General features: G+C 68.1%; 16 protein-coding genes. 11 read left to right on the top strand and 5 right to left on the bottom strand.

Features of this window, described 5'->3' with window-relative positions; all coding sequences use genetic code 11:
• Window positions 1–61: 61 nt before the first annotated feature.
• From ACZ5YA_RS17755 to ACZ5YA_RS17740, 4 genes are all read right to left on the bottom strand, one after another.
• A complete protein-coding gene (locus tag ACZ5YA_RS17755; RefSeq protein WP_464090987.1) occupies window positions 62–1,954 on the bottom strand; it encodes a sigma-54-dependent Fis family transcriptional regulator in 1,893 nt (630 codons plus the stop codon).
• Between the two features lie 106 nt (window positions 1,955–2,060).
• A complete protein-coding gene (locus ACZ5YA_RS17750; protein ID WP_464090986.1) occupies window positions 2,061–3,032 on the bottom strand; it encodes a Bug family tripartite tricarboxylate transporter substrate binding protein in 972 nt (323 codons plus the stop codon).
• A 31-nt stretch (window positions 3,033–3,063) separates the two neighbouring features.
• Window positions 3,064–3,852 (bottom strand): alpha/beta fold hydrolase, encoded by a 789-nt coding sequence (locus ACZ5YA_RS17745; protein WP_251879053.1) that lies wholly within the window; start codon window positions 3,850–3,852, stop codon window positions 3,064–3,066.
• Complete coding sequence (locus ACZ5YA_RS17740; RefSeq protein ID WP_088142851.1) at window positions 3,849–4,442, bottom strand: amino acid synthesis family protein; 594 nt, start codon at window positions 4,440–4,442, stop codon at window positions 3,849–3,851. The genes ACZ5YA_RS17745 and ACZ5YA_RS17740 overlap by 4 nt, the downstream gene beginning before the upstream one ends.
• A 126-nt stretch (window positions 4,443–4,568) precedes the next feature.
• Here ACZ5YA_RS17740 and ACZ5YA_RS17735 point away from each other — a divergent pair, with 126 nt between their 5' ends.
• Window positions 4,569–5,477, top strand: a complete 909-nt coding sequence (locus tag ACZ5YA_RS17735; RefSeq protein WP_251879056.1) for a LysR family transcriptional regulator — start codon at window positions 4,569–4,571, stop codon at window positions 5,475–5,477.
• Between the two features lie 20 nt (window positions 5,478–5,497).
• Here ACZ5YA_RS17735 and ACZ5YA_RS17730 read toward each other — a convergent pair whose 3' ends face one another.
• Window positions 5,498–6,403, bottom strand: coding sequence for a LysR substrate-binding domain-containing protein (locus ACZ5YA_RS17730; protein WP_464090985.1), 906 nt, complete (start codon window positions 6,401–6,403; stop codon window positions 5,498–5,500).
• Between the two features lie 102 nt (window positions 6,404–6,505).
• Here ACZ5YA_RS17730 and ACZ5YA_RS17725 point away from each other — a divergent pair, with 102 nt between their 5' ends.
• The 10 genes from ACZ5YA_RS17725 to ACZ5YA_RS17680 all read left to right on the top strand — a co-directional run bounded on the left by ACZ5YA_RS17725 (window position 6,506) and on the right by ACZ5YA_RS17680 (window position 18,412).
• Window positions 6,506–10,048 (top strand): indolepyruvate ferredoxin oxidoreductase family protein, encoded by a 3,543-nt coding sequence (locus ACZ5YA_RS17725; RefSeq protein WP_464090984.1) that lies wholly within the window; start codon window positions 6,506–6,508, stop codon window positions 10,046–10,048.
• A 314-nt stretch (window positions 10,049–10,362) separates the two neighbouring features.
• A complete protein-coding gene (locus ACZ5YA_RS17720; protein WP_251879062.1) occupies window positions 10,363–11,220 on the top strand; it encodes an N-acyl homoserine lactonase family protein in 858 nt (285 codons plus the stop codon).
• A 9-nt stretch (window positions 11,221–11,229) separates the two neighbouring features.
• A complete protein-coding gene (locus ACZ5YA_RS17715) occupies window positions 11,230–12,189 on the top strand; it encodes an ABC transporter ATP-binding protein (RefSeq protein ID WP_464090983.1) in 960 nt (319 codons plus the stop codon).
• On the top strand, window positions 12,186–12,899 hold the full coding sequence (locus tag ACZ5YA_RS17710; protein ID WP_251879066.1) for an ABC transporter permease: 714 nt from the start codon (window positions 12,186–12,188) through the stop codon (window positions 12,897–12,899). Before ACZ5YA_RS17715 ends, ACZ5YA_RS17710 begins: the two co-directional genes overlap by 4 nt.
• Window positions 12,896–14,272: a GldG family protein gene (locus tag ACZ5YA_RS17705; RefSeq protein ID WP_464090982.1), complete on the top strand. Its 1,377-nt coding sequence runs from the start codon at window positions 12,896–12,898 to the stop codon at window positions 14,270–14,272. The genes ACZ5YA_RS17710 and ACZ5YA_RS17705 overlap by 4 nt, the downstream gene beginning before the upstream one ends.
• On the top strand, window positions 14,269–14,808 hold the full coding sequence (locus ACZ5YA_RS17700) for a DUF4340 domain-containing protein (protein WP_464090981.1): 540 nt from the start codon (window positions 14,269–14,271) through the stop codon (window positions 14,806–14,808). Before ACZ5YA_RS17705 ends, ACZ5YA_RS17700 begins: the two co-directional genes overlap by 4 nt.
• A gap of 314 nt (window positions 14,809–15,122) precedes the next feature.
• Window positions 15,123–16,028, top strand: coding sequence for a branched-chain amino acid ABC transporter permease (locus tag ACZ5YA_RS17695; protein ID WP_251879072.1), 906 nt, complete (start codon window positions 15,123–15,125; stop codon window positions 16,026–16,028).
• A complete protein-coding gene (locus ACZ5YA_RS17690) occupies window positions 16,028–17,008 on the top strand; it encodes a branched-chain amino acid ABC transporter permease (RefSeq protein WP_464090980.1) in 981 nt (326 codons plus the stop codon). Before ACZ5YA_RS17695 ends, ACZ5YA_RS17690 begins: the two co-directional genes overlap by 1 nt.
• Window positions 17,009–17,010: 2 nt before the next feature.
• A complete protein-coding gene (locus ACZ5YA_RS17685) occupies window positions 17,011–17,751 on the top strand; it encodes an ABC transporter ATP-binding protein (protein ID WP_251879076.1) in 741 nt (246 codons plus the stop codon).
• 4 nt (window positions 17,752–17,755) lie between these two features.
• Window positions 17,756–18,412 carry an ABC transporter ATP-binding protein gene (locus ACZ5YA_RS17680; protein WP_251879078.1) on the top strand — a complete coding sequence of 219 codons (657 nt, stop codon included), beginning with the start codon at window positions 17,756–17,758 and terminating at the stop codon, window positions 18,410–18,412.
• Window positions 18,413–18,417 lie beyond the last annotated feature (5 nt).

The raw sequence follows: 18,417 nt of genomic DNA, 5'->3' as shown, positions 1-18,417 counted from the left end.
CTGTGGCGCCCGGGTGTGGCGCCCGCGTGTGGCACCCAGCTGTGGCGCCCGGCCGTGGGCCTCAGGAGCGCGAGGCCAGGCCGTGGCGCCGCATCTGGCGATGCACGGTGGAGCGATCCACGCCCAGGCGCCGCGCGGCTTCGGAGACGTTGCCGCCGCAACTGGCCAGCATGGCGCGCAAGGCCGCCTCCGCGGGACTGGCGGCGGCCGCCGCGGGCGCCAGCGCGTCGGGCAGGTCGGCGGGTTCGATCACGCCGTTTTCGCACAGCGCGGCGGCGACCGCGATGGCGTTGGCGAGTTCGCGGATGTTGCCGGGCCAGGCATGCGCCTTCAACGCCATCAGCGCGGCAGGCGCCAGCACGGGGGCGCCGGACTCGTCCTGGTGGCGCGCCAGCAGGCGGGAGATGAGCCATTCCAGGTCGGCGCGCTCGCGCAGCGGCGGCACCGTCAGGGTGGCGGCATTGATGCGGTAATAGAGGTCTTCGCGGAAGCGTCCCTCGCGCACCAGCGCGGCCAGGTCGCGGTGCGAGGCCGACACCAGGCACAGGCGCACGGCGCGCGGAGCGTTCGCGCCGATGGGCGTGACCTCGGATTCGGCCAGCACGCGCAACAGGCGGCTTTGCAGCGCCAGCGGCATGTCGCCGATCTCGTCCAGGAACAGCGTGCCGCCGTCGGATTCCTCGATCAGGCCCTTGCGGCCCTTGGCCGCCGCGCCGGTGTAGGCGCCGGGCAGGTAGCCGAACAGCTCGCTTTCGATCAGCGATTCGGGAATTGCCGCGCAATTCACGGCGACGAAGCGCCCGGCGCGCTGGCTGCCGTCGTGGATGGCGCGGGCCAGGTATTCCTTGCCGACTCCGGTTTCGCCTTGCAGCAGAAGGGGCAGCCCCTGCCGGGCCAATTTGGCTGCGCGCGTCAGCAGGGCCGCCATGCGGGTGTCGCCGCCATCCAGGCCGCGCAGCGCGGACGGCGCGCCGCGCACCGCAACCGAGGCGCCGCGCGCGTGCCGGTTGGGTTCGATGGCGTGCGCGAACAGCGCGTTGCCGTCGCGGGCCGCGATCAGGCGTTGCTGCGGCGCATGGGCGCGGGTGTAGCGCGGCAGGTCATCGAGCTGCACGTCGAAGAAACGGGTGACGGGCTGGCCGATCAGGCCGGCGGGATTGCGCCAGTCCAGGCCGGCGGCGCGCGCCAGCAGTTTGGCGCCGGTATGCGTCATGCCCAGGATGCGGCCGGAGCCGTCCAGCGAGATCGCGGCCTCCGGATCCACGTCCAGGAATTCCGGTGAACGCGCGAAGCGCAGCACCCATTCGTTGCTGGTGCGCGCCATCAGGTTGGCCATCTCGATGCGCCGCGTGGTGCTGGTGACCAGATGCAGCGCCAGGTTCTGGCTGGCTTTCAGGATGGGTGAGCTTAGCAGCGAGATGTCCAGCACGGCTGCGAGTTCGCCGTCGGCGTTATAGATGGGCGCGGCGGTGCAGGACAGGGGGGTGTGGGTGTTGTCGAAGTGATCGGTCTGGTGGATGGTGAGGGCTTCGCCGCTTTCCAGGCAGGCGCCCACGGCGCAGGTGCCGGCGCGGCGTTCCGACCATTCCGACCCCAGATACAGTCCAGCTTTGCGCAGGCTGGCGGTCTGCTGCGCATCGCCCAGGAATTCCACGGTGACGCCCTGGCGGTCGGCCAGCAGCAGCACGTAGTTCTGGCCGGCAACCTGGCGGAAAAGATGGTCCAGGCCGGATCGTGCAATGGAAATCAGCGCTTCGGACTGCTGGCGGTGTTCGCGCAGCCGGCCATCCGGCACGATGTAGGCCTCGCAGGCCTGGGCGGGATCCAGCCGGTACTGGTCCAGGCAGCGCAGCCAGCTGCTGACCACGTGCGCGTCGCGCAGGGTGGGGCGGCCCTGGCCGACTTGTTCGATCTCGCGGATATGGGCGGAGTGCAGGGATTCCTGACTAGGCATGTCGTCTCCATGTTGCGCCCGATCTGCGCCGGATCAACGGGCAGCATGCACAGAGGACGACATGCCTGTAAATGCTGGTTATCCAGCATCGGGACGTATGGGGACGCTACAGGTCGACCTTGACCTTGCCGGCCTGCACCAGCCCCGCCACGTCGCGGATTTCCGCCAGCAGCGCCTGTTGCAGCTGCGCGGGCGTGCCGCCGGTGGGCTGGAAGCCCTGTTCGCCCAGCTTGGCGCGCACCGTCTCGGTCTGCAGCGCGAGGTTGATGCCCTGGTTCAGCGCCGCAATGGCGGCTTCCGGCGTGCCGGCCGCGCAATAGGTGCCGAACTGGATCTGCGCCGAGAAGCCGGGGTAGCCGCCTTCCGCCACCGTCGGGATGTCCGGGTACTTGGGCAGGCGTTCCGGGCTGGTCACGGCCAGCACGCGCAGGCGTCCGCCCTGCAGATACGGTTCCACCGCCGCCACGGTGGCGACCACCACCTGGATCTGTCCGCCCAGCAGGTCCGTCATCATCGGACCCGTGCCGCGGTAGGGCACGTGCAGCATGTCGATGCCGCAGGCGGCCTGTAGCAATTCGGTGGCCAGATGCTGCGGCGTGGCGTTGCCGGGGGAACCGAAGGTCAGTCCCTTGGGCTCGCGCTTGGCCTGGGCGACGAGTTCGCCCAGGGTCTTGGCCGGCAGGTCGGCGTTGACCGCCACCATATAAGGCGAACGGGCAATCGGGCAGACGGGCGCCAGTTGCTTGAGTACGTCCTCGGGCGGCTTGGCGTAGTAGCGCACCGAGGGCACCAGGCCGGCGAACAGCAGCACGCTGCCATCCTTGGCGCCGTTGGCGGTGTAGTCGGCGCCCAGCATGCCGCTGGCGCCGGGCTTGTTCTCAACCACCACCGGGCGGTCGAGCGCGCCTTCCAGCGTGGCGGCGATCACCCGGCCCAGCACGTCGGTGCCGCCGCCGGGCGGGAAGGGCACGATGACGCGCAAGGGGGCTTCGCGCGCGCTGGCGGCGCCGCCGAGCGCGGCGCCCAGCGGCGTGAGCGCCAGGGCTGCCATGTTCTTCAGGATGGTTCTGCGATTCATATTGTTTGTCTCCGTATCCACTCTACGCGGGCTAGGCCGCGCTTGGCGCGCCGGCAGCCGGCAGAAAAAACTCATGCAGCGCCGCCGCCACGATGGCGGGCTCTTCCACCGGCAGCATGTGCCGCTGGTCCGGCACCACCTGCGCCTGCGCATGGGGCAGCGCCTTGGCCAGTTCCCGCGTCATGCGCGGGGTCGAGCCGACGTCCAGCTCGCCCGTCAGCACGAGGGCGGGGCAGGCGATATCGGGTGCGGCCTGCGCCAGGATCGGGTCGCCCTGCGCGAACACGCGGTAGGCGGCCAGGAAGCTGGCGCGGTCGTTGTCCAGCAGGCGCTGGCCGATGCCGGCCACGCGCTCGGGACGCCGGGCCTGGAACGCGGGCGTGAACCAGCGCTGCAGCGAGACCTGGGCCGCGGCTGCGGGATCCTGCGTGGCCGCCGCTTCCAGCCGCGCCAGCACGGCACGCGTTTCGTCCGCGCTGCGGCGGAATACCGTGCTCAACAAGGCCAGGCGGGTGACGCGCCGCGGGCGGGCGGCGGCATAGGCGCCCGCGATCAGGCCGCCCATGGAATAGCCCAGCAGATTGGCGCTTTGCCAGCCGGCGCGGTCCAGTTCCGCGTCCAGCTGCGCGATGTAGTCCTGTACCCTCACCCCATCGGCGACAGCGGGGGCGCGGCCATGGCCCAGCATGTCGTAGCGCAGCACCTCGAAATGCGGTTCCAGCAGCGGCGCCAGATCGTCCCACAAGGTGTGGTCCAGGCCGACGCCATGCAGCAGCACCAGCGGCGCGCCGCGGCCCGAACGCCGAACATGCGCGCTCATTTGGCTTGCGCCTCGCGTTCCAGTTCCTGCAGGTCGGAGTAGCGGTTGCCGATCCGATGATGCGGACGGCCCGAGGTCGCCGCGCCCAGGGCGATCACGATTTCGTCCGGCGCGGGCGCGTCGTTGATGGTGGTCTGCACGGTCAGGTAGTGCGAGCGCAGGCCTTCGTCGAGCTTGTGCATCAGCGGCACGGTGATCACGCAGCCGGGGCCGCCGCGCATATTGGTGAAGCTCAGGTAGCTGGTGCCGCCGACCGCGCCGCGATAGGCATTGCCAAAGCGCAGCGTGTGGATCAGGGCCGAGGCGTGTTCGACTTCGCCGGCAGTGCCCACGACCGCCGCCTTGCCATAGGCTTCAACCTGGTCGGCCGAGCCGGCCTGGCGCAGGATTTCCGCGACCAGCAGCTCGCCCAGCGGCGGCGCGGCTTCCAGGATCTTGGGCCTCAGGTCTTCCTGGAACGGCAGGCCGGCCCAAGGATTGCGGATCACGGCCGCGGCGATGACCATCACCAGCGGGCGCTCGGCCTCGCGGCCGCCTTCGATCAGGGTTTTTTCCACATAGCTGACTACCTTGCGCACTTGCAAAGACATAACCGCTGCTCCAGTACCTGTAGGAATGAAAGACGCGGCCATTGTTGAAGGCGAAGCGGATTTTTGACAATCCAAATTAACTCAAGTTAATTTCGGAAAATCCGAATTTTCTACAGCCTTCAAGCCATGTCCGCGCCCTTGAAAATCCAGCATCTGCGCCAGTTCCTGTTGGCGGCCGACCATGGCAGTTTCCGCCTGGCGGCCGAAGGCACGTTCCGCTCGCAGGCAGCCGTGTCGGCGGCCATGCAGGATCTGGAGCAGCAGCTGGGCGCGCCGCTGTTCGAACCCGGCAAGCGCGCGCAGCTCACGCCCCTGGGCATTGCCGTGGCCCCGCTGTTCCGCGAACTGCTGTCCACCCACGACCGGGTGCTGGACGCGGCGCGTCAATTCGGCCTGGGCAGCCAGGGACCGGTGTCGCTGGCGGTGATGCCGTCGCTGGCCGACGAGTGGCTGCCGCGCCTGCTGGAGCGCTACGCGCGCAGCCACCCCGCGATCCGCATCCGCGCCGTCGACGAGTCCTCGCAGGACGTGCACCGCCTGGTGCTGAGCGGCGAGGTCCAGGTAGGGGTGGCGGGACAAGTACCGCGCACCACGGAAGTGGCGTTCGCGCCGGTGGCGCGCGACGCATTCGGCCTGGTGTGCCGCAAGAGCCATCCGTTGGCGCGGCGGCGCGGCCCCGTGCCCTGGTCGGCGTTGGCGGACGAACGCCTGATAGGCAATGCCACCTTCGACACGCTGAAGAACCGGCAACTGGGCAGCGCCATCGAGGACCCGTTCATGGTGGTGTCGAACCGCGCGTCGTTGCTGGCCAGCGTGTTCAGCGGCCTGGGCGTGACCGTGCTGCCGGTGCTGGCGCGGCCGGCGGCCGCGACCGGCCTGGCCTTCGTGCCGCTGGCCGAACCCACGGTCGAGCGCATCGTCGGCGTGCTGACCCGCAAGGAAGAAACGCTGCTGCCGTCCGTCGCGGCCATGCATGCGCTGGCCCTGCGTTCCTTGGCCCAGTTCACGCGCCGCAAGGGCGCGATCCTGGTATAGCGGCCAGGCGTGCCGCGGCGCTAGACGCCGCAGGCGTAGATCATGAACTGGCGGAAGGCCTCGGCGGGCTTGGCCAGCCGCGCTTGCGGATGCCAGAGCAGCCCGGCCTCCATGGGCGGGACGGCGTCGGTAATGGGTACGGCCTCGATCTTGCGGCCTTCCAGCGACCACGGACGGTAGACCATATCCGACAGCATCGTGACGCCGAAGCCATGCGCAACCAGCCCGCGCAGCGCCTCCATCGAACGGGTGCGGAACGCGATATCAGGCTGCAGGCCATGGGCGCGCCAATAGGCCAGCGCGGAGCGCTCGCCTTCGTCCATTTCCAGCAGGATGTAGGGATAGCCGGCAATATCGGCCAGCGACGGCGCCGACGCCTGCGCCAGCGGATGGCCGGACGCGGTCCATAGCTGCCGCCGCGAGCGCACCAGCACCTGGTTTCCGAAGCGCTCGCGCCGTTCCACGTTGGACAGCAGCGCCACGCCCAGTTCGACCTCGCCGCTGGCCACCGCGGCTTCGATCTCGGGCCGGTCCAGGTCGACCAGGTCCAGCTCCACGTCGGGATAGCGCCGCCGGAAGCGCGCCAGCAGATCTGGCAGGAAGTAGCCCAGCACCGTGTAGGACGCGGCGATCCTCACTGCGCCGCGCAGCGCATAGCGCTGGAAGCCGGGCTCGCGCAGGGCGTCGTCCAGCGAATCGAGCACTTCACGTGCGCGCTGGTGGAAGTTATGCCCTTCGGGCGTCAGGGTGACGCCATGCGGATGGCGGTCGAACAGGCGCACGCCCAGTTGCGCCTCCAGCGCCAGCACGGCATTGGTGACCGCGGATTGGGAGACATGCTCGTCGGCGGCGGCCATGGAAAACCGGCCGGTCCGGGCGGCGGCCGCGAAGTAGCGCAGTTGACGCAAGGTGACGTCGTTAGCCATCTGTTTATCGCATACCTGATACATGAATATATGAATATACGATAACCAGCCTGGTTCCTACACTGCGGCAAAACACCAAGAACCGGAACGCAGGAGACAAGCGTGGACACCCCCCTTTCCGCAGGCGCGGCCGATACCCATGGCCTGACGCTGGACGACAAGTACACCCGCAGCCACGGGCGCATCTATCTGAGCGGCACCCAGGCCCTGGTACGGCTGCCGCTGCTGCAAAAGCAGCGCGACCTGCAGGCCGGCCTGAACACCGGCGGCTACATCTCGGGCTACCGCGGCTCGCCGCTGGGCGGGCTGGACCAGGCGCTGTGGAAGGCCAAGCGCCACCTGCAGGCCAACGACGTGGTGTTCCAGCCGGGCGTGAACGAAGACCTGGCCGCCACGGCGGTATGGGGTTCGCAACAGCTGAACCTGTTTCCGGGCGCGGCGCGCGATGGCGTGTTCGGCATGTGGTACGGCAAGGGGCCTGGCGTGGACCGGTCGGTGGACGTGCTCAAGCACGCCAATTCCGCCGGCAGCTCGGCGCATGGCGGCGTGCTGATGCTGGCGGGCGACGATCATGCCGCCAAGTCCTCGTCGGTGGCGCACCAGTCCGAGCACGTGCTGATCGCCAGCGGCATACCGGTGTTGTATCCGTCCAATGTGCAGGAATACCTGGACTATGGCTTGCACGGCTGGGCCATGAGCCGCTACACCGGCCTGTGGGTGGCGATGAAGTGCGTGACCGACGTGGTCGAATCCAGCGCTTCGGTGGAAGTGGATCCGGACCGGGTGCAGATTGTGCTGCCCGAGGACGCCTTGCCCGAAGGCGGACTGAACATCCGCTGGCCTGACACGCCGCTGGCGCAGGAGGCGCGGCTGCTGGATCACAAGTGGTATGCGGCGCTGGCCTATGTGCGCGCCAACAAGCTGAACCGCGTGGTGCTGGATTCGCCGCAGGCGCACTTCGGCATCATGACGGCCGGCAAGGCGTATCTGGATGTGCGCCAGGCGGTCAATGACCTGGGCCTGGACGAGGCCGCCTGTCGCGAGGCCGGCATACGCGTGTTGAAGGTGGGCTGCATCTGGCCGCTGGACGCGCAGGATGCGCGCGAATTCGCGACGGGTCTGAAAGAGATCCTGGTGGTGGAGGAAAAGCGCCAGATCCTGGAGTACGCGCTGAAGGAAGAACTCTACAACTGGCGCGACGACGTGCGGCCGCGCGTCTACGGCAAGTTCGACGAACGCGACAACGGCGGCGGCGAATGGTCCACGCCGCGCGGCGGCTGGCTGCTGCCCGCGCGCCACGAGCTGTCGCCGGCCCTGATCGCCCGCGCCATTGCCGCGCGCCTGGAGAAAGCCGACCTGTCGGACGCGCTGCGGGCGCGCATCGCGGCGCGGCTGGCGGTGATCGACGCCAAGGAGCGCGAGGCTGCCCGCCCCACGCTGGTGGAAGAGCGCAAGCCCTGGTTCTGTTCGGGCTGTCCGCATAACACCTCCACCCGCGTGCCCGAAGGCTCGCGCGCGGTCGCCGGCATCGGCTGCCATTACATGGCGATGTGGATGGACCGCAAGACCGACACCTTCAGCCAGATGGGCGGCGAAGGCGTTGCCTGGCTGGGCCAGAAGGACTTCACCACTGAGCGCCACATCTTCGCCAACCTGGGCGACGGCACCTATTTCCATTCGGGGCTGCTGGCCATACGCGCGGCAGTCGCCGCGCACGCTAGCATTACCTACAAGATCCTCTACAACGACGCCGTCGCGATGACGGGCGGGCAGCCGGTGGACGGCGTGCTCACGGTGCCGCAGATCGCCGCGCAGATGCAGGCCGAAGGCGTGGCCCAGACCGTGGTGGTGACCGACGAGCCGGAAAAGTACGCCGGCGCCGCCGCGCTGCCGCAGGGCGTGGCAGTGCACCACCGCAAGGCGCTGGACGATGTGCAGCGCGCCTTGCGCGACGTCGCAGGCACGACGGTGCTGATCTACGACCAGACCTGCGCCACCGAGAAGCGCCGCCGCCGCAAGCGCGGCGAGTATCCCGACCCGCAGCGCCGCGCCTTCATCAACGAGTCGGTCTGCGAAGGCTGCGGCGATTGTTCGGTGCAATCCAACTGCCTGTCGGTCGAGCCGCTGGACACGCCGCTGGGCACGAAGCGCCGCATCAACCAGTCGTCCTGCAACAAGGACTTCTCCTGCGTGGAGGGCTTTTGCCCCAGTTTTGTCACGGCGGAAGGCGCGACGCTGCGCAAGCCGGGCACGGGCAGGAATCTCCCCGCGTTGGCCGAACCGCCGCAGCCCGACCTGGCGGAAATCCGCCCGCCAGGGGCCTACCGCGTGGTGATAGCGGGCGTGGGCGGCACTGGCGTCGTGACAATCGGCGCGCTGCTGGGCGCGGCTGCGCATCTTGAAGGCAAGGGCGTGACCGTGCTGGACATGGCCGGGCTGGCGCAGAAAGGCGGCGCCGTGCTCAGCCACGTGCAACTGGCCAATCGTCCCGCGGACCTGCATGCCACGCGCGTGGCGCTGGGCGAGGCGGATCTGGTCATCGGCTGCGATGCGCTGGTGGCGGCGTCGCCGGAAGTGCTGTCGCGCCTGCGGCCGGACCATGGCCGCGCCGTGGTGAACAGCAGCGCCGCGCCGACGGCGGCTTTCCTGTCGCAGCCGAGCTGGCGGTTTCCCGGCGCGCAGGCCGAAGCCGCGCTGGCGCGCAGCACGGGCGGCAATTGCGACTTCATCGAGGCCGGTCCGCTGGCCGAAGCTCTGCTCGGCGACACCATCTACGCCAACCCGCTGCTGCTGGGCTACGCCTGGCAGCAGGGCGGGCTGCCGCTGGCGCTGGACAGCCTGCGGCGCGCCATCGAACTGAACGGCGTCTCGGTCGAGAAGAACCTGGCCGCCTTCGAACTGGGCCGGCAAGCCGCGCATCATGGCGCCGCCGCGCTCAAGCCGGCGCCGCGGGCGCAGGTGATGGCCCTGCCGGAGTCCCTGGACGGCCAGATCCAGCGGCTGGCGCAACACGTGCGCGCCTACCAGGACGAGGCCTACGCCGCGCGCTTCCTGGAGGCGGTGGCGGCGGTGCGCGCGCGTGAGGCCACGTTGGCGGATCCGCAGCGTTTCGAAGTCACGCAGACGGTCGCGCGCAATCTCGCCAAGCTCATGACCTACAAGGACGAATACGAGGTGGCCCGTCTGTACGTGGACCCCGCCTTCAAGGCCCGGCTGCGCCAGCAGTTCGAAGGCGAGCCTGGCCGCGACTACCAGCTGCGCTATCACCTGGCTCCGCCCGCGCTGGCGCGCCGCGATGCGCGCGGACGCCTGCAGAAGCGCGCCTACGGTTCGTGGATGGGGCTGGCGTTTCGCGCGCTGGCGCCCATGAAGCGGCTGCGCGGCACCTGGCTGGACGTGTTCGGCAAGACCGCCGAACGCCGCATGGAGCGTCAGCTGGCGGCCGACTATCTGGCGCTGGCCGGGGAGTTCTCGCGCACGCTGGACGCGGCCAATCGCGCCACGGCGCTGGAACTGGCCGCGCTGCCGGACACGATCCGCGGCTATGGCCATGTCAAGGAGAAAAACGTCGAAGGGGCGCGCGCGCGGGAAGCCGGGCTGTGGGAGCAGTACCGCGCACCGGCGCGGGAAACGCTGGCGGCCTGAGACCACTCCACCGGCTGGATGGCCATCCAGCCGCCCAGCCCGCCATTAGGGATTCCCGCCACTTTGGGCCGGCCGAAGCCATGCTTAAGCATTTCTCAATAGGCAGACTCGGGGGCTTGCGTCAGAGTTCTGCATCATGAAACGGCCGCCAGACGCCGTTGCCCGCCGCGCCACCGAGCGCAGCGGCCGCGATGCCCGCACACAGAAGATTGCCTGCCTTTTGCACACCAGCCGAGACCCCGGGGTACACCGGGCGCCGGCTGACCGGCCGTTGCCGTCCGGCAGCGGCTCCCTGTTGGTCCGAGGAGACAACAATGAGCAAGAGTTGGAAAACGCTGTTGGGCGCGGCCGCGGTCATGGCGGGAGGATGGGTCCACGCGGCCGATGCGCCGCCGGATATCAAATTGATGCAATTGTCCGTGGGCAAGATCGAGCTGGACAAGGGCTTCATGACCGCCATGGTGGACGTGGGCACCAAGATCAAGATTCCCGTGCCGGCCTACGTGATCCAGCACCCGCGCGGGCTGGTGCTGTTCGACACCGGCATGAACCAGGCCACGGCCGACGGCAACTGCGCCAATTACTGGGGGCAGGGCCTGTGCGGGGCGTTCAACTCCATCCAGGGGCGCGACGAGGTGGTGGACCGGCAGCTCAAGGCCGCGGGCTTTGATGTCAACGACGTGAAGTACGTGGTGTATTCGCACTTCCACCTGGACCACGCAGGCAACATCAAGATGTTCCCCAAGGCGCGCCACGTGGTGCAGAAGGCGGAGTTGCGGGCCGCCTGGTGGCCGGAGAAGTTCCAGCGCGCGGCCTATGTCATGAAGGACTTCGACACTACGCGAGACTACGACTTCATTCAGGTCGAAGGGGATTTCGACCTGTTCGGCGACGGCAGCATCGTGCTGCTGGACACCAAGGGTCATACCCAGGGCCACCAGTCCCTGCAGGTCAAGCTGAAGAACACGGGCACGGTGCTGCTGGCGGCGGACGCCATCTACACGGGCGAGAACGAAGCCGGCGTGATCCCGGGCATCACGTGGAACACGGCCGCATCCATGCTGGCCATCGACCGGCTCAAGCAGATCCGCGACGCGCGCCAGGGCCAGCTCTGGTACAGCCACGACGCGGAACAGCACGCGCAGAACGCCAAGACCAAGGTCTTCGACTGAGGGCGCGCCATGCAGCCGGTAGTCGCCTTGCACGAAGTCTGCAAGTCGTTCGGGCCGCGCCAGGTCCTGCATTCCCTGAGTCTCAGCGTGGGACCAGGCGAAATCGTGGGTCTGCTGGGTCCGAACGGCAGCGGCAAGACCACCACCTTGCGCCTGATGGCGGGCTTCTACGCGCCCGATAGCGGCCGCATCACGATCCGCGGCCGCCAGCCGGCCGCGGGGCGCGGCAACGCCGACATCGGTTATCTGCCGGAGCGCGCGCCGCTGTATGACGCACTGACAGTCTTGCAATACCTGGAGTTCGTCGCCGGCGTCAAGGTCGCGGGCGGCGCTGGAGCCCGGCGCCAGGCGATCGAGCGGGCCATCGACGGGTTCGATCTGCAGGGGCTGACGCGCTCCACCATAGGTCGGCTGTCCAAGGGGCAGCGCCAGCGCGTCGGCCTGGCGCAGGCCGTATTGAATGACCCGCCCGTGCTGCTGCTGGACGAGGCCACCAACGGACTGGACCCCGTGCAGATCGTCGAGGCGCGCGCCATGATCCGGCGCTGCGCGCAAGGCCGCGCCGTGGTGTTCAGCAGCCATTTAATGCAGGAAGTAGAGGCTTTGTGCACCCGCATTGCCATCCTGCGCCAGGGCCGGCTGGTGGAGGACGCGGCGCTGGGCGAGACCCCGGCCGCGCTGCAGCTGAGCCTGAAACTGCCCCTGGCGCGGCATGCCGCCTTGCGCGCGGCCTTGCTTGCCTGCCCCGGGGTCAAGGGCGCAGACGCCGAACCGGTGGACGCGGACCACAGCAAATGGCGCATAGGCTGGGACCGCCAGGAGGGCGGCGATGCGAGCTGCGACGCGGTGCTGCGCATTGTGCTCGCGCATGCGGAACTGCGCGCGGTGCTGTCCATGCACGACGCCGTCGAGGCCCGCCTGCTGGCTGCGCTGGCGCCCAACGACGCGCAACTGCGGAGGCGCGCATGAGGAGTTTCCTCGCCCTGTATCGCAAGGAACTGCGCACCGACTTCGGGTCGCCCGTGGCGCTGGCGGTGGTGGCGGTGTTCTGGGCGCTGTCGGGCTATCTGTTCAGCTTCAACCTGTTCTTCGTCAGCACGGGGCAGATGGTGACCGCCTTCCACAATATGACCATTCTGCTGATCCTGGTGATGCCGCTGGTCAGCATGCGGGCCTTCGCCGAAGAAGCGCGGCAGGGCACGCTGGAACTGTTGCTGACTTTGCCGCTGCCGGACTTCATCTTGGTCGCGGCCAAGTATGCGGCCGGATTGACCGTGCTGGCGCTGATGCTGGCGGGCACCGCGTCCGCGGTGCTGCCCCTGGCCTGGTACGGGCAGCCGGACTACGGGCCCATCGTCGGCGGCTACATCGGCGTGTTCCTGTACGGCGCGCTGTTCCTGGCCATCGGCATCGCGATGTCCAGCGCCTGCACCAATCAGATCGTGGCGGCCAGCGCCACCTGGGGCATCCTGGTGCTGCTGTGGTTCATCGACTATCCCGCCGCGCTGGATGCCTTTCCCGCGCTATCGCCGTTCTTCCAGGCGTTGTCGCTGTCGGCGCAGCACGTCGACTTCATCCGCGGCGTGCTGCCAGGCCCCGCCACGCTGACATTGGCCAGCCTGACGCTGCTGGCCCTGATGGCGGCCACGGTCAATCTCAAGCGCTGGAGGCTGCGATGAACCGCGATGCCGCGCACCGCGCCGTAAAGCGCCTGGCGCTATTGCTGCCCGTGATGGCGGTTGCGGCGCTGCTGTTGGCGCTGAACCTTTGGGCCTCGCGCCATCTTGGCCGCCTGGACCTGACCGCCCAGCGCCTGTACAGCCTGGCTCCCGAGAGCATCGAAGTAGCGCGCCGTATCGGCCAGCCCGTCGAAGTCACCTGGTTCTACGACCTGCGCAACAAGAGCATGGTCGACGCGCTGGAGCTGTTGCGCCAGTACCAGCGCGCCAATCCGCTGATTCAGGTGCGCGGGGTGGACCCGGCGCTGCGTCCGGCCGAGGCGCGCGAGGCTGGCATCCAATTCGCCGGCAGCGCCGTGCTGGTCGCGGGCGAACGGCGCCTGACGATCAACGGCGGCACAGAGACCGATTTCACCAATGCGCTGATCCGCATCAGCCAACGCGGCGCGCAGACCGTCTGTTTCACGCAAGGCCATCGCGAAGCCGCGCTCGACAGTCTGACCTCGTTGGACGACCTGGAAGAACACGACGGCGACGAAAACCTGGTGGCCCGGGTCGAGGTGCACGAGCAGCATGGCATGGCGATGGCGCGCAACGCGCTGCGCACATTGGGCTTCGCCACGCGCGGCGTGAACGCGGGCAGCCTGGCGCAGGCGCTGCCGCAATGCTCGGTGGTGGTCGCGGCCGGCCCGCGCACGCCGTTCGGCGCGGACGATGCGCAAGCGCTGCGGGAATGGACGGCCGGGGGCGGCAAGACCCTGTTGCTGCTGGAGCCGGACTCGGCCCACGGCCTGGACGCCTTGCTCGGCGACTTCGGCATCGCGCGCGCGCCGGGCGTGCTGGCGGATCCGGCCAGCCATTACCGCAACGATCCCGGCAGTCCGGCCGTCAGCGACTACACCCGGCACAAACTGACGCGCGGCCTGCCCTTGAGCTTCTTCCCTGGCGCCGCCGGCCTGGAACCCGCGGGCGACAGCCTACCCCGCGGCGTGGTGGTGACCCCGCTGGCGCAGACTTCCGACCAGGCGCTGCTGCCCGGCCGGTCCGCCGCGCGCTACGCGCTGATGGCCTTGGCGACGCGCAACGCCCAGGGCGCGGACGGCGCCGCGCTGCCCATGCTGCTGGTGGCAGGAGATAGCGATTTCGCGACCAACCGCCATTTCGCCATCCTGGGCAACGGCGCGCTCTTCACCAATGCGGTATCGCTGTTGGCGGGCGAGGACGCCTTGTTGACGATACGGCCTCGGCATTACGAGAACCGCCGGGTCGAGCTGACCAACCGCCAGATGCGCGCGGTCTTCTGGACCAGCACGGTGGCCTTGCCCCTGCTGGCGCTGATGGCCGGACTGCTGATGTGGTGGAGGCGCCGGTGAACGCCGCGCGTGCCGGCTGGTCGCTGCTGCTGGCGGCGGGCATCGGCCTGTCGCTATGGCAATGGCGGGAGGCAACCGAGTCACCGCAGCGCCATGGCGGCCATACCCATCTGCACGACGACTCCGGTAAGCCCGCGCGACTTCATGCCTGGAGTCCGGCCGATGCCGCGCAGGTGGTCTTGGCCACACCCGGCGCCTCGCTGCGGCTGCGGCGCGGCGCGCAAGGCTGGGTGGCGGCCGCCGGCCAGACTGCCGACGGCTTCGATGCAGCGGAATTCGTGGCGTTGTTTTCGCAGGCCCGCAGCGATCGCGCGCTGGTCCCGCAACCGGACCAGCCCTACGGCCTGACGCCGCCGCAATTGCGCATCGAAGTCCTGGATGCGTCCGGCGCCAAGCTGGCGAGCCTGGACGTGGGCGAGCTTGCGCCAGATGGCTTAGGCCGTTATGTGCAGGTGCCGGGCGAGCCGGAGATACGGATCGTCCCCAACTACCAGACCCGCGCGCCGTTGGCCGCTATGGCGATTGCAGCCCCTTGAGTACGCGGCACTCTATCGTCCGCGAAGCCGGGCTTGCACAAAGATAAATAGTCGCTGAAAAGGCGCATACCTATACTTCAAAGCCATTAACAGGCGGGTTCCAAAGGCATCGGAAGAATGTTGCAGAACCTGTCGGAAAAGTGCCCTCCGGCCTGTCCGCGATGCATCGCGGAACGGATGCGGAACGGTTGATAACGAGACAGGGCGCGCCGCGCGCGCCAGGGCGACGGCCCGCACAGCCAGGCTTGCGATCGATGTTGCAGGACAACGGATCGGCGAGCGCGGCAGGTGCACAGCGCTTAGGGAGAAAACGCTTGACCTTGGATCTACTGCCTCTCGCCTTGGTGGACGGCGTGGCGTATGCCAGTCTGCTGTTCCTGGTATCAATGGGGTTAACCCTGGTGTTCGGCGTGATGGGCATCCTGAACGTCGCCCACGGCGCCTTCTATGCGTTCGGGGGCTATGCGGCCGCCAGCTTCGTCATGTTCCTGGCGCCCAGAACGGACTCTCCCATCCTGCTGTTCGCGGCCTTGTTCGCGGCGGCCGTCGCGGTCGGGCTGGCGCTGGGCAGCATCATGGAGTTCCTGCTGATCCGACGCGCCCAGAACTACGATCCCATCCTGAAGCTGCTGCTGACGTTCGGCGCATTCCTGATGCTGGAGGACATCCAGCGCATGCTGTGGGGTGCGCAGCCCTACAGCGCCAGCGAAGTGGTCAACCGGCTGGGCAACATCGAGATCGGCGACATTACCTACACCACCTATCAACTGGTGGTGGTGCCGGCGACCGCGCTGCTGGCCTATGTGTGCCTGGAATTCTTCCTGCGCCACACCAAGCTGGGCAAGCAGACCGTGGCGACCACGCACAACCGCGAGGTCGCGACCTCGCTGGGCATCAATGCCAAGAAAATCGGCTACGTCACCTTCGTGATCGCCACCATCCTGGGCGCGCTGGGCGGCGCCATGGCTGCGCCGACCACATCGCTGGTGCCGGGCGCCGGCACCGACATGACCGTGTTGTCGTTCGCGGTGGTAGCCACCGCCGGCCTGGGCCAGATCACCGGCGCGCTGATCGCGGCGCTGCTGATCGGCGTGATCCGCGCCATCGCCGTCTATGCCGCGCCGGAACTGGAGGTCGCGGTGCCGTACATCATCATGGTGCTGGTGCTCATCATCCGGCCGCATGGCCTGTTCACCGTGGCCCAAGCGAGGACGATCTGATGAGAGTTCCCGTTCTCAGCCTGCTGGCCGCGCTGCTCACGCTGTTCCTCGGCTACACGTACTCCTGGACCATCACGCCCATCGTCATCGGGCTGACCTACGCGATTGCGGCGCTGGGCGTATCGGTGATGGCCCGCGCCGGGCAGATTTCCTTCGGCCACGCGATGTACTCGTGCATCTCGGCCTATACGGTGGCCTTCCTGGCGCGCGCCGTGCCTGGCACGGACGCGCTGACGCTGATCCTGGCCGGCGTGCTGGCCAGCTTCCTCGCTGCGGTGGTCATCGGCCTGTTCGTGGTGCGCTACCGCGGCATCTTCTTCGGCATGCTCAACCTTGCCCTGAGCATGGTGCTGTTCGCGCTTCTGGGCAAGCTCTACACCCTGACGGGCGGCTCGGACGGCCTGCGCATCGTGCGCCCGGCGATGGCGGGCTTTGCCATGGAGCGGGAATCGTTCGAGCGCGCGCTGCTGGTGCTGACGCTGGTCCTGTCCTTGATCCTTGCGTGGTGGGTGCAGCGTTACTTCCGGTCCGGCAGCGGCCAGGCCCTGTCGGCGATCAAGACCAACGAAACGCGCCTGGAATATCTCGGTTTTTCCGCCTACTTCATCATGTGGAAGGGCTACCTGCTGTCGGCCGTGGTGGTCGGCTTCTCGGGCGCCATCCTGGCGCTGATGCAAGGACTGGTCACGCCCGAAATCGGGTCCTGGCTGCGCTCCGGCGAATTCGTCTTCATCACCATCCTGGGCGGCGCCGGCCATGCGGCGGGCGCATTCCTGGGCGCGGTGGGCTTCGAATCCGTGAAGCTGATCTCGGCGGCCTACTTCCCCGGCCTGTGGCAGTTCCTGCTGGGTTTGACCTTGATCCTGGTGATCTTCATGTTCCCCACCGGCTTCGTCGGCCAGATCATGAAACGCGCCGCGGCGCAGCGGCGCGAGCAGACCCGCGCGCAGGCCCCTGCCCGGATCCCGGTGAGGAACTGAAGATGAAACCCCTCATTCAAACCAAAGACCTGTACCTGGCGTTCGGCGGCGTGGTGGCTGCCGACAATATCAACTTCGAGCTGCACGAGGGCGAGCGCCTGGCAGTGATCGGACAGAACGGCGCGGGCAAGACCACCTTCATCAACATCTGCACGGGCTATCTGGCGCCGTCCCAGGGCAAGGTCTATTTCGACGGCCGCGACGTCACGGCGATGGCCCCGCGCAAGATCGTGCGGCTGGGGTTGGGCCGTTCATTCCAGCTGCCGCAGCTGTTCACCGAGCACACCGTGCGTCAGTGCGTACAGATCGCGGCGGCGCGGCGCAACAAGGAGCTGAGCTGGTTCCGCTCGCTGGAAAGCACCATAGACGAAAAGGAAGTCGACGCCACCCTGGACCTGGTAGGCCTGCTGCCCGAGGCCGACGAGATCTCCATCGGGCTGCCCGAAGGCAAGCGCAAGCTGCTGGACGTGGCCATGGCGCTGGCGCTGCGGCCCAAGCTGCTGATCATGGACGAGCCCACCAGCGGCGTCGCGTCCGAGGACAAGTTCGGCCTGATGGAAACCGTCATGCATGCGCTGGATGAGCGGCGCGTCACCAGCTGGTTCGTCGAGCACGACGTGGACATCGTGTCGCGCTATGCCACGCGGGTGGCGGCCTGGATCTCGGGCAAGGTGGCCGCGGACGGCACGCCCGATGAAGTCTTGAACAACGCGCAGATCAAAAGCGAAGTGCTGGGGGCCTGAGAACATGCTGAACCTATCGGGCGTCAACGTAGACCTGGCCGGCAACCGTATCCTGCGGGACGTCAGCGCCAGTTTCGAACCTTCCAAGACCATCGGCATCGTTGGCCGCAACGGCGCGGGCAAGACCACGCTGTTGCGCACCATCATGGGCCTGACGCGGATCAAGTCCGGCAAGATCGCCTTCGACGGCACCGACCTGACCGCGCTGCCCGGCCACCGGCGCGCGGCGCTGAAGGTGGGCTATGCACCCGAGGACCGGGTGATCTTCCCCACCATGACGGTGGAGCAGAACCTGCACCTGCCCTGCGAAGTGCAAGGCCAGTCCAAGGCCGAGATCGAGGCGCGCGTCGCCACGGTGCTGAAGGTCGTGCCGCAGCTGGAACCCATGCTGCAGCGCTCCGGCTCCGCGTTGTCCGGAGGCCAGGGCAAGATGGTGGCGCTGGCGCGCGCCGTCATGGTGGGTACGCGCCTCTTGATGCTGGATGAGCCCTTCCAGGGCCTCGCACCCAAGCTTGCGCGCGATTACACCGAAGCGCTGGCGCGGCTGAAAGAGCTGCAGCCCGACTTGTGCGTGGTGATCACCGAGTCCAACGTCAAGTTGCTCGGCGACATCCCCGACCAGATATGGACGATCGAGCGCGGCTCGATCACGCTGAACTGATTCCA

Source organism: Achromobacter sp. JCM 18799 (assembly GCF_055395645.1).
This window is presented reverse-complemented; position numbering and strand designations above follow the sequence as displayed.